The sequence below is a fragment of the Pseudomonas rhodesiae genome, assembly GCF_007858255.1.
Lineage (GTDB): Bacteria > Pseudomonadota > Gammaproteobacteria > Pseudomonadales > Pseudomonadaceae > Aquipseudomonas > Aquipseudomonas rhodesiae.
Map to the genome: position 1 here is coordinate 69,064 of NZ_VFEU01000005.1, position 12,676 is coordinate 81,739.

Annotated in this window: 13 protein-coding genes; 8 read left to right on the forward strand and 5 right to left on the reverse strand. The window is 60.8% G+C overall.

The window, feature by feature from the left end; translation table 11 throughout:
* Window positions 1-111 precede the first annotated feature (111 nt).
* Together FIV35_RS09320 and FIV35_RS09325 are read left to right on the forward strand one after the other, a co-directional pair.
* On the forward strand, window positions 112-1,455 hold the full coding sequence (locus FIV35_RS09320; RefSeq protein ID WP_034139107.1) for an imelysin family protein: 1,344 nt from the start codon (window positions 112-114) through the stop codon (window positions 1,453-1,455).
* Window positions 1,456-1,695: 240 nt separating this feature from the next.
* Window positions 1,696-3,150 (forward strand): TrkH family potassium uptake protein, encoded by a 1,455-nt coding sequence (locus FIV35_RS09325; RefSeq protein ID WP_034100087.1) that lies wholly within the window; start codon window positions 1,696-1,698, stop codon window positions 3,148-3,150.
* Here the strand turns inward: FIV35_RS09325 and FIV35_RS09330 are convergent.
* Window positions 3,107-4,165, reverse strand: coding sequence for an AraC family transcriptional regulator (locus tag FIV35_RS09330; protein WP_034100089.1), 1,059 nt, complete (start codon window positions 4,163-4,165; stop codon window positions 3,107-3,109). The two genes, FIV35_RS09325 and FIV35_RS09330, sit on opposite strands and share 44 nt — an antisense overlap.
* Before the next feature lie 159 nt (window positions 4,166-4,324).
* Here FIV35_RS09330 and FIV35_RS09335 point away from each other — a divergent pair, with 159 nt between their 5' ends.
* The 4 genes from FIV35_RS09335 (at window position 4,325) to FIV35_RS09345 (ending at window position 6,435) form a co-directional block, all read left to right on the forward strand.
* Complete coding sequence (locus FIV35_RS09335; RefSeq protein WP_034139207.1) at window positions 4,325-4,636, forward strand: Mpo1-like protein; 312 nt, start codon at window positions 4,325-4,327, stop codon at window positions 4,634-4,636.
* Between the two features lie 116 nt (window positions 4,637-4,752).
* Window positions 4,753-4,881, forward strand: a complete 129-nt coding sequence (locus FIV35_RS30095) for a hypothetical protein (protein WP_259743740.1) — start codon at window positions 4,753-4,755, stop codon at window positions 4,879-4,881.
* 72 nt (window positions 4,882-4,953) lie between these two features.
* Window positions 4,954-5,136, forward strand: coding sequence for a hypothetical protein (locus tag FIV35_RS09340; protein ID WP_034100091.1), 183 nt, complete (start codon window positions 4,954-4,956; stop codon window positions 5,134-5,136).
* A 102-nt stretch (window positions 5,137-5,238) separates the two neighbouring features.
* Window positions 5,239-6,435: an MFS transporter gene (locus tag FIV35_RS09345; RefSeq protein ID WP_034114969.1), complete on the forward strand. Its 1,197-nt coding sequence runs from the start codon at window positions 5,239-5,241 to the stop codon at window positions 6,433-6,435.
* Here FIV35_RS09345 and arfB read toward each other — a convergent pair.
* Window positions 6,432-6,845: an alternative ribosome rescue aminoacyl-tRNA hydrolase ArfB gene (gene arfB / locus FIV35_RS09350; RefSeq protein ID WP_034114970.1), complete on the reverse strand. Its 414-nt coding sequence runs from the start codon at window positions 6,843-6,845 to the stop codon at window positions 6,432-6,434. The two genes, FIV35_RS09345 and arfB, sit on opposite strands and share 4 nt — an antisense overlap.
* Before the next feature lie 110 nt (window positions 6,846-6,955).
* On the reverse strand, window positions 6,956-8,377 hold the full coding sequence (locus tag FIV35_RS09355) for an amino acid permease (protein WP_034139108.1): 1,422 nt from the start codon (window positions 8,375-8,377) through the stop codon (window positions 6,956-6,958).
* Window positions 8,378-9,012: 635 nt separating this feature from the next.
* On the opposite strand from FIV35_RS09355, the gene FIV35_RS29570 reads away from it, so the two are divergent.
* Window positions 9,013-9,150: a hypothetical protein gene (locus tag FIV35_RS29570; protein ID WP_034100099.1), complete on the forward strand. Its 138-nt coding sequence runs from the start codon at window positions 9,013-9,015 to the stop codon at window positions 9,148-9,150.
* A 73-nt stretch (window positions 9,151-9,223) separates the two neighbouring features.
* Entirely contained in the window at window positions 9,224-10,183 is a 960-nt protein-coding gene (locus FIV35_RS09360; protein WP_034139109.1) for a CgnE/CgnB domain-containing protein, read from the forward strand.
* A 138-nt stretch (window positions 10,184-10,321) separates the two neighbouring features.
* Here the strand turns inward: FIV35_RS09360 and rluB are convergent, their stop codons facing one another.
* On the reverse strand, window positions 10,322-11,530 hold the full coding sequence (gene rluB / locus FIV35_RS09365; protein ID WP_034139110.1) for a 23S rRNA pseudouridine(2605) synthase RluB: 1,209 nt from the start codon (window positions 11,528-11,530) through the stop codon (window positions 10,322-10,324).
* A 231-nt stretch (window positions 11,531-11,761) separates the two neighbouring features.
* Window positions 11,762-12,676 (reverse strand): SMC-Scp complex subunit ScpB, encoded by a 915-nt coding sequence (scpB, locus tag FIV35_RS09370; protein ID WP_034139111.1) that lies wholly within the window; start codon window positions 12,674-12,676, stop codon window positions 11,762-11,764.

Genomic DNA, 12,676 nt, shown 5'->3' on the forward strand with positions numbered 1-12,676 from the left:
TGAATATTTCCCGCGTATAACCCTTTACACAAAATGCAAATCTTTCGCATTATGTCGCAGTTTTGCGCGGCTCCCGCGCGCCCTCTCAACAACCGAAGCAGGATGTTCGCCATGATTCGTATGCCCCTGGCCACCGCCAGTCTGCTGGCCATTGCCATTTCTCTCGCCGGCTGCGGCGAAGGTAAAGACAAAGCCGCCGCGCCCCAGGCGCCGACCCCGGCGGCCAGCACTGCCGCGCCAGCGGCGGCCGCCCCTGCCGGAAAAGTCGACGAAGCCGCCGCCAAGGCGGTAGTCGCGCACTACGCCGACATGGTGTTCGCGGTGTACAGCGATGCCGAATCCACCGCAAAAACCCTGCAAACCGCCATCGACGCGTTCCTCGCCAAGCCCAACGATGAAACCTTGAAAGCCGCGCGCACCGCCTGGATCGCCGCGCGCGTACCGTACTTGCAGAGCGAAGTGTTCCGCTTCGGCAACACCATCATCGACGACTGGGAAGGCCAAGTGAACGCATGGCCCCTGGACGAAGGCTTGATCGACTATGTCGACAAGTCCTACGAGCACGCCTTGGGTAACCCCGGCGCCACCGCCAACATCATCGCCAACACCCAGGTTCAGGTCGGCGAAGACAAGGTCGATGTGAAAGACATCACCCCGGAAAAACTCGCCAGCCTCAATGAGCTGGGCGGTTCCGAGGCCAACGTGGCCACCGGCTACCACGCCATCGAATTCCTGCTGTGGGGCCAGGACCTCAACGGCACCGGCCCAGGCGCCGGCAACCGCCCGGCCTCGGACTACCTGACCGGCGCCGGTGCTACTGGCGGCCACAACGAGCGTCGCCGTGCCTACCTGAGCGCGGTCACCCAATTGCTGGTCAGCGATCTGGAAGAAATGGTCGGCAACTGGAAACCCAACGTCGAAGACAACTACCGCGCCACGCTGGAAGCAGAACCGGCCACCGACGGCCTGCGCAAAATGCTGTTCGGCATGGGCAGCCTGTCCCTGGGCGAACTGGCTGGCGAGCGGATGAAAGTATCCCTGGAAGCCAACTCGCCGGAAGACGAGCAGGACTGCTTCAGCGACAACACCCACAACTCGCACTTCTATGACGCCAAGGGCATCCGTAACGTCTATCTGGGCGAGTACACCCGTGTCGACGGCACCAAGATGACCGGCGCCAGCCTGTCCTCCCTGGTGGCCAAGGCCGACCCAGCTGCCGATACCGCGTTGAAAGCGGACCTGGCGGCCACCGAAGCGAAGATCCAGGTCATGGTCGACCACGCCAACAAGGGCGAGCACTACGACCAATTGATCGCCGCCGGTAACGACGCCGGTAACCAGATCGTGCGCGACGCCATCGCCGCCCTGGTCAAGCAAACCGGGTCGATCGAAGCCGCAGCGGGTAAGCTGGGCATCAGCGACCTGAACCCGGATAGCGCCGATCACGAGTTCTGATCAGTGCCGAGTTGAAAGAGGCGACCTTCGGGTCGCCTTTTTTTATAGCCACACAAAAACCATGTGAGAGGGGGCTTGCCCCCGATGGCAGTGTGTCAGTGAGGGCGGTATCGGCTGACCCACCGCCATCGGGGTTCATGCCCGCTCCCACATTTGAGTCACGGCGTTCCCGGCCACGCAGGTTTACATGCCCTGCACCCCAGGTAGAATGGCGCCTCTGCCCTATCTCGAGCGAACTTCATGGCGTTGCCGACCCTGCGCATCATCGGATTCATCATCGGCATCTTCCTGATCACCCTTGCGATCGCCATGGTTGTGCCCATGGCCACTCTGGTCATTTTCGAACGCACCAGCGACCTGCCCTCCTTTTTATGGGCCAGCCTGATCACGTTTGTCGCCGGCCTGGCGCTGGTTATCCCCGGTCGCCCCGAGCAGGTGCACCTGCGCCCGCGAGACATGTACCTGCTCACTGTCAGCAGTTGGCTGGTGGTGTGCGTGTTCGCCGCGTTGCCGTTTCTGCTGACCCAGCACATCAGTTATACCGACTCGTTTTTCGAAAGCATGTCCGGCATTACCGCCACCGGGTCCACGGTGCTGAGCGGTCTGGACAGTATGTCACCGGGCATCCTGATGTGGCGCTCGCTGCTGCACTGGCTGGGGGGCATCGGGTTTATCGGCATGGCGGTGGCGATCCTGCCGCTGCTGCGCATTGGTGGCATGCGTCTGTTCCAGACCGAATCCTCGGACCGTTCGGAAAAGGTCATGCCGCGCTCGCATATGGTGGCGCGGCTGATCGTGGCGGCGTATGTGGGCATCACCATCCTCGGCAGCCTGGCGTTCTGGTGGGCCGGTATGGGCCTGTTCGACGCGATCAACCATGCGATGTCGGCGATTTCCACCGGTGGTTTCTCCACCTCCGATCAGTCCCTGGCCCACTGGGAGCAACCGGCGGTGCACTGGGTGGCTGTGGTGGTGATGATCCTCGGCAGCCTGCCGTTCACCTTGTACGTCGCCACGTTGCGCGGCAACCGTCGGGCATTGATCAAGGATCAGCAGGTGCAAGGTCTGCTTGGCTTGCTGCTGGTGACCTGGCTGGTACTCGGCACCTGGTACTGGTGGACCACCAATCTGCACTGGCTGGAGGCGCTGCGCCACGTTGCGCTGAACGTCACATCGGTAGTGACCACCACCGGTTTTGCACTGGGGGACTACAGTTTGTGGGGCAATTTCTCACTGATGCTGTTCTTCTACCTGGGGTTTATCGGCGGCTGTTCGGGCTCCACGGCGGGCGGCATCAAGATTTTCCGCTTTCAAGTGGCTTACATCCTGCTCAAGGCCAACTTGAATCAATTGATTCACCCACGCGCGGTGATCAAGCAGAAATACAACGGCCACCGCCTCGACGAAGAGATCGTGCGCTCGATCCTGACCTTTTCGTTTTTCTTCGCCATCACCATCTGCGCCATCGCCCTGGCCCTGTCGCTGCTGGGCCTGGACTGGATGACCGCCCTGACCGGCGCCGCCAGCACCGTGTCCGGCGTCGGCCCGGGCCTGGGAGAGACCATTGGCCCGGCCGGCAACTTCGCCAGCCTGCCGGATGCGGCCAAGTGGATCCTGTCCCTGGGCATGCTGCTGGGCCGACTGGAGATCATCACAGTCTTTGTTCTGTGTATCCCGGCGTTCTGGCGTCACTGACCGTCGACGCGTCCTGCAACCGCGCCCGGTACTCGCCGGGCGTGGCATCGAACCAACGGCGAAACGCGCGAAAGAAATTACTCGGGTCGGCGAACCCCAACAGGTAGGCAATTTCCAGCAAGGTCATGCTCGGCTGCGCCAGGTACTGCTCAGCCAATTCGCGCCGCGTGTCGTCGAGCAAAGTTTGGAAACTAGTGCCCTCTTCCTGCAAACGCCGTTGCAAGGTGCGTTGGGACAGGTGCAGCGTCCGGGCCACGACCTCGCGCTTGGGCTCACCCTGCGGCAGCAAGCGGCAGAGCACTTGACGCGCCTTGTGGGTCACACGGCTTTCCGAGAAGCGCGCCAGGTATTCGCCGGCAAAGCGATCATGCAGCAGCGCCATGGCTTCATTGGCCGTGGGCAGCGGTGTGTCCATATCGGCACGCTCGAAGATCAACGCGTCATAGGGCGCATTGAATTCCAGCGGCGCATGGAACGCCTGCTTGTAGGGCGCCAGGTCCAGCGGTGGTTCGCCTTGTAACAGGACTTTGCGCGGATGCAGGGTTCGCCCGGTCAACCAGCCGCATAGCGCCAGCGCACAGGCCAGGGAGGCTTCGGCGCTTTGTCGGGTTGGAGGCAGATGGTCGCCATGCACCGTCAGAATCAGCGCATAGCCTTCGGGTAACAGACGGAAACTCAAGTCGGCACTTTCGGCAATGATGCGCTGATAGCGCACCAGCCGCATAAAGCCTTCGGCCAGGGTGTTGCTGGACATCAGCGCATAACCAGCCACATGGAACGACGCCGGGCGCACCACTTTGCCCATGTTCAAGCCAATCGCCGGGTTGCCTGACAGCTCAACCGCGCGCTGCCACAGCCGGGTCATGGAGTCCTGCGGGAAGCGCGCGTCGGGATCGCTCAGGGCGGCGTAGTCCAAACCCAATTGCTTGAACAGGGCTTGGCAATCGAGGCCGTCCATTTCCAATGCCTTGACTATCCCCATCGCCCAGCTTGCAGAAGTTGTTCGTTCGCTCATGGCGTCTTCTTAATTAAGCAGGCTCAAAGCCAGCCAGGAAGGCAAGGATACTAAAGTGGCATCTATTGTCACTGGCTGTTACCAGTGATCACTCTAGACTCAAATAAGCTCCCCGCCGAACATCTGTTGGGCGGCATAACAATCAAAGGGCCGGCCATCGTGGAAAATATCAAGCGATTCAACAGCTTCGCCGAGTTCTACCCCTATTACCTACAGGAACATGGCAACAGCACCTGTCGCCGCCTGCACTTTATCGGCACCACGCTGGTGATCGCCATCCTGGCGTATGCCATTGGCCGAGGTTCACTTGGCTTGCTGCTGGCGGTGCCGATCGCCGGCTACGGCTTTGCCTGGGTTGGCCACTTCTTCTTCGAAAAGAACCGTCCGGCGACGTTTCAGCACCCGTTCTACAGCCTGCTGGGGGATTTTGTGATGTACCGCGACATGATTCTGGGCAAGGTGCCGTTCTAGGTCATGTGGATATAAAAATCTTTTTGTCATTTACAGTGCTGTATCCTGCGAAAGCTTTTTGAAAGCGCGGAATCACCTGCGATTGAAAAAAACAGACTTTGCGAGGAGCGACGACAATGCACGAGATCCCTAATCTCCCCTTCCCAAGCCTGCACGAAACTGAGCAGCCAACCCCGCAACAGGCCAGCGACAAGCAGCCTGAGGCCAAAGAAGCCAAACCAGTCGACAGCGAACGCCAGGACTGACGCCGTACCAGACCGTGTGGAAAGCGCACCATTGAGCGCTTTCCACACTGCCTGAAGCCAAGAGATCTTCCCATGACCGACACCCTCCCCGACAACCCGGACACAGCCATCCTCGATGCGGCCTTGCAGATGGTCGAGGTGTGGAATCGCCTGAGCGCCGATAAGCAAGCCATGCTGCTCAAGCGTTTCGGTACCCAAGAAAACGCCCTCGCCGCTCTGGTGACCACGCAATTGCTGAGCCCTGCCCAAGCTTGAGCTTTTTGAACTGAGCTTTTTGTGGATTGCTGCCCTGCGCGGGCCAAACCACCGGTATCATTAGCAGCCTATCTTTACCTGCTGCGAATGTGGACCCTTCCCATGCCCGATACCCAGCGCCCCATGGCGGTCACGCTGCAAGTTGTTTCCATCGTCTTATTCACCTTTATCGGTTACCTGAATATCGGCATTCCCCTGGCCGTATTGCCAGGCTATGTGCACAGCGAACTGGGGTTTGGCGCGGTGATCGCCGGGCTGGTGATCAGCGTGCAATACCTGGCCACATTGCTGAGCCGCCCGTACGCGGGGCGCATCATCGATAACCTGGGCAGCAAGCGCGCCGTGCTGATCGGCCTGACGGGCTGCGGCCTGAGCGGTGTGTTCATGCTGCTGGCGGCGTGGTTTTCCAGCCTGCCGGCGCTGAGCCTGGGCAGCCTGCTGATCGGCCGTCTGGTGCTGGGCAGCGCTGAGAGCCTGGTGGGTTCGGGCGCCATCGGTTGGGGCATCGGCCGCGTAGGCGCGGCCAACACCGCCAAAGTCATCTCGTGGAACGGTATCGCCAGCTATGGCGCGCTGGCCGTCGGCGCGCCGTTGGGGGTGCTGCTGGTCAGCCATCTGGGGCTGTGGAGCATGGGGGTGAGCATCATCCTGCTGGCCGCCGTGGGGCTGTTGCTGGCGTGGAACAAAGTCGCGGCGCCGATTGTGAGCGGTGTGCGCCTGCCATTTATGAATGTGTTGGGGCGCGTGCTGCCTCACGGCTGCGCGCTGGCCCTGGGCTCTATCGGCTTTGGCACTATCGCCACGTTCATCACCTTGTATTACACCACCCAGCACTGGGATAACGCGGTGTGGGCCTTGAGCCTGTTCGGTGCCAGCTTTATCGGGGCGCGCCTGTTGTTTGGCAACCTGATCAACCGCATCGGCGGCTTTCGCGTAGCAATCGCCTGCCTGTCGGTGGAGATCCTCGGTCTACTGTTGCTGTGGCTGGCCCCGGACGCCAACCTGGCCCTGGCGGGCGCGGCGTTGAGCGGCTTCGGGTTTTCCCTGGTGTTTCCGGCGCTGGGGGTGGAGGCGGTCAATCTGGTGCCGGCCTCCAGCCGTGGTTCGGCGGTGGGGGCTTATTCGTTGTTCATCGACTTATCACTGGGCGTCACCGGCCCGCTGGCCGGCGCCGTGGCGGCAGGCTTCGGCTTTGCCTCAATCTTTCTGTTCGCCGCCCTCGCCGCCCTCGGTGGCTTGCTGCTAAGCCTGTACTTGTATCGTCAGGCGCCCAAAGCCCGCGAAGCACGCGACGCCTAGAAATCGACCTTGCCGCGCCCGGCCTTGATGCTGCCGCGCTTGGTCTTGGATTCCAGGCGACGCTTCTTCGAACCCAGGGTCGGCTTGGTCGGGCGACGCTTCTTCTCCACCTTGGTGGCGCTCTGGATCAATTCCACCAGCCGCGCCAGCGCATCGGCGCGATTCTGCTCTTGGGTCCGATACGACTGAGCCTTGAGCACCAGCACACCGTCGCTGGTGATGCGACTGTCACGTAGCGCCAGCAGCCGCTCTTTGTAGAACTCTGGCAGCGACGACGCAGGGATATCGAATCGCAGGTGCACCGCGCTCGACACCTTGTTGACGTTCTGCCCGCCAGCACCCTGGGCGCGGATGGCAGTCAACTCGATTTCGGCATCGGGCAGGTGGACGTTGTTGGAAATCACCAGCATGGGCAATGGGTTCCTCTGGGGGGCGACCAAGGATACGCGAACGCGCTCGGCCTATGCCTTGAAACGACAAACCCGGCGCATGGCCGGGTTTGCTCGACTGCAAAAAATCCTTACTTCAGCGCAGACGCGACCAAGTCCAGACGCTGCTGCGCACTGCGTTTGTTCTTGATCCAATAACACACGGCCATGAACACCACCCACACCGGGATCGCATACACCGACACCTGGATGCCCGGAATCATCAGCATGACCACCAGGATAAACACCACGAACGCCAGGCAGATGTAATTACCGTACGGGTACCACAGCGCCTTGAACAACGGCACCTGGCCGGTGCGGTTCATGTGTTGGCGGAATTTGAAGTGGGAAAAGCTGATCATCGCCCAGTTGATCACCAGCGTGGCCACCACCAACGACATCAACAGTTCCAACGCGTGCTGCGGGATCAGGTAGTTCATCAGCACCGCCACCAGGGTGATCGCCGCCGAGGCGAGGATCGAACGTACCGGCACGCCGCGCTTGTCGATCTTGGCCAGCGCCCGCGGGGCATCGCCCTGTTCGGCCATGCCCAGCAGCATGCGGCTGTTGCAGTACGTGCCGCTGTTGTACACCGACAGCGCCGCCGTCAACACCACGAAGTTGAGGATGTGTGCCGCGGTGTTGCTGCCCAGCATCGAGAACACCTGCACGAACGGGCTGCCGCTGTAGGCATCGCCGGACGCGTTGAGGGTCGTCAATAGGCTGTCCCAGGGCGTCAGCGACAACAGCACCACCAGGGCGCCGATGTAGAAAATCAGGATGCGGTAGATCACCTGATTGATCGCCTTGGGGATCACGGTGCGCGGCTGATCGGCTTCGGCAGCGGTAAAACCGAGCATTTCCAGGCCGCCAAACGAGAACATGATGATCGCCATGGCCATCACCAAGCCGCCGACGCCGTGGGGGAAGAAGCCGCCGTGGTCCCACAGGTTGCTCACCGACGCCTGCGGGCCGCCGCTGCCGCTGACCAACAAGTAGCTGCCCAGGGCAATCATGCCGACAATCGCCACCACTTTGATGATGGCAAACCAGAACTCGGCTTCGCCGAACACTTTGACGTTGGCCAGGTTGATCACATTGATCAGCACGAAGAAGGCCGCCGCAGAGACCCAGGTCGGGATCTCCGGCCACCAGTAGTGCACGTACTTGCCAACAGCCGTCAGCTCCGACATGCCCACCAGAATGTACAGAATCCAGCAGTTCCAGCCCGACAGGAAGCCGGCGAAACCGCCCCAGTACTTGTGGGCAAAATGACTGAAGGAACCGGCAACCGGCTCTTCGACGATCATTTCGCCAAGCTGGCGCATGATCATGAAGGCAATGAAGCCGCAGATGGCATAACCCAGGATCATCGACGGGCCGGCGGACTTGAGCACGCCGGCCGAGCCCAGGAACAGGCCGGTGCCGATGGCGCCACCGAGGGCGATCAACTGGATATGACGGTTTTTCAGGCCACGTTTCAGTTCGCCTGAAGAGGAATCGGGTCCACTCATGGAAAGGGTCTCACGCAAGGTTTGATGATGTTGAATGCACGTTGCTGTCTTGAATCTCTGCTCAAGCAGCGCCGCTCAAACCCCAGCGCAGGCACCAGGAATACAGCGTCTTTCTAAGGGTCATGCGTCACCTGTTTGTTTTTATCTGTGACGAAATCGAACCCGTCCGGCTCGTGGCCGGGCGGAGTGATCGGGGTGGTTAACCCCAGGTTTTGGCCTTTTGCGCAGGTACGCAAAGGGGGGTCACAGTAAAACGCGCGCATTGTACACCGCTCGACAGCCTGGGGCGGCCATTGCAGCGGGCGTGCGACGATCTGTCAGGCATTCCTTACAGCGCCGAATAACTCAATAATGCCGCGAACAAGTCGTAAATTAATCGTTACAGCGCGGAAAATCCTCGTTACAGCTGTAACTCACGGGAAAATTGACGCTCAGAAATTTCCTTCATGATGGCCATCCCCAGTGTCTTGAATTTCCTCGGAAAAAAATTCTCGCGAAAAATCAGAACAAAAAATCCAAATGAAACCGTGTCAATAAAAATTTTGCATTCTGAAACACCCTCACCTAGGTTTCCCACTTGCCCAGCGAGACCGCTGGCAAGCCGTTCTCAAACAACGTCCTCTAGGAGATACACCATGCAAGTACTGGAAAACGACCTGGAAACCGAACTGCAACTCGACGATTGGTTTGAAGCGCCGACCCATGAGGCCGCCGTAGAAATGATGCAAGCCGATGCCGTTGTGCCGTTTGGCACCGCGATGTGGCCTTTCTAACCCACGACAGGCATCCAGCGGGTGCTGTGCACGGCACCCGCTCCCTTACCCAAGACACACAAGGACATCCGTCATGGACAAGGCCCGCGCCGTCGAACATTTCCTCTACTACCTGGCTCATCATCCGGCCCTCAACGGCCTGAGCTGCCCGACCGTGCTACTGGGCCATACCGAGCGCTATGACGCTATCGCCCGCGCCATTACCCAAGGCAGCGCCGGTCGCTTCAATTTCCAAGTGCAGCGCCTGGATCTGACCGCCAGCGATGCCATGGCTCAGGCCATCGAAGCCTGCGACCTGTACCTGTTCCTCTACGATTCCTCCACGCTGCCCAACCCAAGCGCCGAAGGCCCGGACTTTATCCGCGCCCTGCAAGCGGTGATGGCCGAACACTGGAAGAAGTCCCTGCTGTTCAAGGATTACGGCGACTATTTCTACGATACGTTCAGCGTCGAGCCACAACGCATCGCCGACCTCAACGCCACGCTGATCCGGCGCATGGGCCAGGCCACGGTGCTGAGCTTCACCGACAAGCACGGCTCACGCCTCCAGGCGCCCCTGAGCAGTATCAAGAAGTGGACGAATATCAACGGCGTCGGCAACCACGACCTGGCTCCCGGCGAGATCGCCACCCACAGCGAAGCGATCAATGGTCAGGTGCGGTTTGTCGGCACCTTCCTCAGCACCATCCCCTTCGCGCGTAAATACGGCGTGCTGCAATCACCGCTGGAGCTGTGGATCGAGAATTCGACCATCTGCAGCGTGGCCAGCGACGTGCCGGGGCTGGCCGATGACTTCAACAAATACCTCAACGCCAACCCGTCCAACCGCCGTGTGGAGGAACTCGGCATCGGCACCAATGAAGGGGTCAAGGATTTATACGCACGCAATGCTGGCTTCGAGGAGCGCCATTGCGGTCTGCATCTAGGCTTGGGTGGCGGGCAGAAAGGCAGTCATCACCTGGACTTGATCTTTTCCAGTGGGGTATTGGCGTTGGATGACAAGCCGGTGTTCGATGGCAGGTTTGCGTTCTAGCGCCAGCTACAAGTCGCGAGTCGCGAGCTACAAGCTACAAGCTACAAGCTACAAGTCGCAAGCCTCAAGAAAAAAGCGCCAGCCTGTGAGGGTTAGCGCTTTTTCTTACAGCTTGCAGCTAAAAACTTACCACTGTTCTTAAGGCTTCTTGCGACCAAACCCTGGACGCTGACCGGAACCGGCTGGAGCGCCACGGCGCTTGCCCGATGGCTCGTCCGCGACCAGTTTCGGGCCAGGGCGTTTGTTCGCCGCCGGCTTGGCTGGGCGCTTGGTGCTGGCGCTGTCGGCCGGGCGATCGGCTTCACCGCGGTTGCTGCGGCCCCCGGCCGGTGCAGGTCGCGGAGCGCGTGGCGCACGTTCGCCTTCCTGACGCGACGGCGCGGTCGGGCGACGCTCGCCTTCGATGTGCGGTTCGCGGGAGATGCGCCCGCCAGTCGCCGGTGCATTCAGGGCCGGGCGCAGGGTGCGCGCAACGCGTTCGGTACGGGCTACCGGGCGCGACGATTTACGCTGCATCCGCTCAAGCTTGTCTTTGCTCTTGGCGTTCATCTGCGGCATCGCCACCGGGGTCAGGCCCACTTCGGCACTGAGGATGTCGACTTCGTACTGGCTCATTTCGCGCCAGCGCCCCATCGGCAAGTCGGAATTCAGGAACACCGGGCCGAAACGCACGCGCTTGAGGCGGCTGACCACCAGGCCCTGGGATTCCCACAGACGGCGCACTTCGCGGTTACGGCCTTCCATCACCACGCAGTGGTACCAGTGGTTGAAGCCTTCGCCACCCGGTGCCTGCTTGATGTCGGTGAACTTGGCGGGGCCGTCTTCCAGCACCACACCGGCCTTGAGGCGTTCGATCATCTCGTCGTCGACTTCGCCACGTACACGCACGGCGTATTCGCGGTCCATCTCGTAGGACGGGTGCATCAGACGGTTGGCCAGCTCGCCGTCAGTGGTGAACATCAGCAGGCCGGTGGTGTTGATGTCGAGACGACCGATATTGATCCAGCGGCCTTCTTTCGGCTTAGGCATCTTGTCGAACACGGTCGGACGGCCTTCCGGGTCGTCACGGGTGCAGATCTCGCCATCAGGCTTGTTGTACATGATCACGCGGCGCACCGATTCGGCGGCCTCTTCGCGCTTGATGACCTTGCCATCGATGGTGATTGCATCATGCAGATCGACGCGCTGGCCAAGGGTGGCTTCCACGCCATTGACCTTGATGCGCTTCTGGGTGATCCAGGCTTCGACGTCGCGGCGCGAGCCCACGCCGATACGCGCCAGCACCTTTTGCAGCTTTTCGCCTGCTGGGCCGATTTCCTGGCTGTCGTTCTGGTCTTTATCGTTCATCTTAAGCACCTCCCGGTGGGTCGATTCAGGCGTGGCCTGAAGAGTGTTGAAAGCGGGGCTTTGGCCGAATAGCTCGGCAAAGGGTCGCGAATCATACGCGCATGGCGCGCGTTGCGCATCAGAGAGTAGTCGATAAGCGCCAGGTCATTGATTTTTCCGCCGACCGGTGATGCCCAAAGCACCGCTGAACCCTTGTGGAAGGGGGCAAGCCCCTTCCTACATTGGACTGCGTCAGTCTTCGAACTGGCGGCGTTCGTTCTCGATGGCTTCGGCCAGGGCCCGGGCTTCGTCTTCTTCGTCGCTCAAGGGCGGTTGTTCGAGGGCGGCGACGGCGGCCAGGAGTTTTTCGCGGGCTTCGGCCACGCCGAGGATATCGTCCTCAGGTTCAGGTTCGACCTCCACGCTCGCCTGGGCTTCGGGCTCGGCCTCACCATCGCGCAGCAAGTCATCGAAGTCGGTCTTGATGCCCTGCTCCATGTCGTCCAGTTCCAGCAACAAGGTGTGGAAACTGGTCTCGTCCTTCGGCTCCTCCGGCTCGGCGCTGGCGTCCGCCAGTTCCTGCAACCCCGCCGGAACCGGCGCGTCGTCGAAATCGAGTACCGGTTCGGCCTCCATTTCGCGCAATTCGGCGAGCGGCGGCAGGTCGTCGAGGTTTTTCAGGTTGAAGTGGTCGAGGAACACTTTGGTGGTGGCGAACATCGCCGGTTTGCCCGGCACGTCGCGGTAGCCGACGATGCGGATCCACTCACGCTCCAGCAGCGTCTTGACGATATGGCTGTTGACCGCCACGCCCCGCACATCCTCGATCTCGCCCCGGGTGATCGGCTGGCGATAGGCAATCAATGCCATGGTCTCCAGCATCGCCCGCGAATAGCGCTGCGGACGTTCTTCCCACAAACGCCCCACCCAAGGGGAAAATTTCTCACGGATCTGCAAGCGATAACCCGAAGCTACTTCGCGCAGTTCAAAGGCACGGCCGTCGCAGGATTTACGCAGGATCTCCAGGGCCTTCTTGAACACCGGCGGCTCGGGACGCTCGGCCTCTTCAAACAGTTCGAACAAGCGCTCCAGGGACTGCGGCTTGCCCGAGGCCAAAAGAAAAGCCTCCAGCAAGGGGGCCAGTTCGCGAGGTTCAGTCAGATTCAT

Excerpts from the sequence above, each read along its gene's own strand:
- FIV35_RS09320 (WP_034139107.1), top strand. The coding sequence starts at position 112 with ATGATTCGTATGCCCCTGGCCACCGCCAGTCTGCTGGCCATTGCCATT.
- FIV35_RS09325 (WP_034100087.1), top strand. The coding sequence starts at position 1,696 with ATGGCGTTGCCGACCCTGCGCATCATCGGATTCATCATCGGCATCTTC.
- FIV35_RS09330 (WP_034100089.1), bottom strand. The coding sequence starts at position 4,165 with ATGAGCGAACGAACAACTTCTGCAAGCTGGGCGATGGGGATAGTCAAG.
- FIV35_RS30095 (WP_259743740.1), top strand. The coding sequence starts at position 4,753 with ATGCACGAGATCCCTAATCTCCCCTTCCCAAGCCTGCACGAAACTGAG.
- FIV35_RS09340 (WP_034100091.1), top strand. The coding sequence starts at position 4,954 with ATGACCGACACCCTCCCCGACAACCCGGACACAGCCATCCTCGATGCG.
- FIV35_RS09345 (WP_034114969.1), top strand. The coding sequence starts at position 5,239 with ATGCCCGATACCCAGCGCCCCATGGCGGTCACGCTGCAAGTTGTTTCC.
- arfB (WP_034114970.1), bottom strand. The coding sequence starts at position 6,845 with ATGCTGGTGATTTCCAACAACGTCCACCTGCCCGATGCCGAAATCGAG.
- FIV35_RS09355 (WP_034139108.1), bottom strand. The coding sequence starts at position 8,377 with ATGAGTGGACCCGATTCCTCTTCAGGCGAACTGAAACGTGGCCTGAAA.
- FIV35_RS29570 (WP_034100099.1), top strand. The coding sequence starts at position 9,013 with ATGCAAGTACTGGAAAACGACCTGGAAACCGAACTGCAACTCGACGAT.
- FIV35_RS09360 (WP_034139109.1), top strand. The coding sequence starts at position 9,224 with ATGGACAAGGCCCGCGCCGTCGAACATTTCCTCTACTACCTGGCTCAT.
- rluB (WP_034139110.1), bottom strand. The coding sequence starts at position 11,530 with ATGAACGATAAAGACCAGAACGACAGCCAGGAAATCGGCCCAGCAGGC.
- scpB (WP_034139111.1), bottom strand. The coding sequence starts at position 12,676 with ATGAATCTGACTGAACCTCGCGAACTGGCCCCCTTGCTGGAGGCTTTT.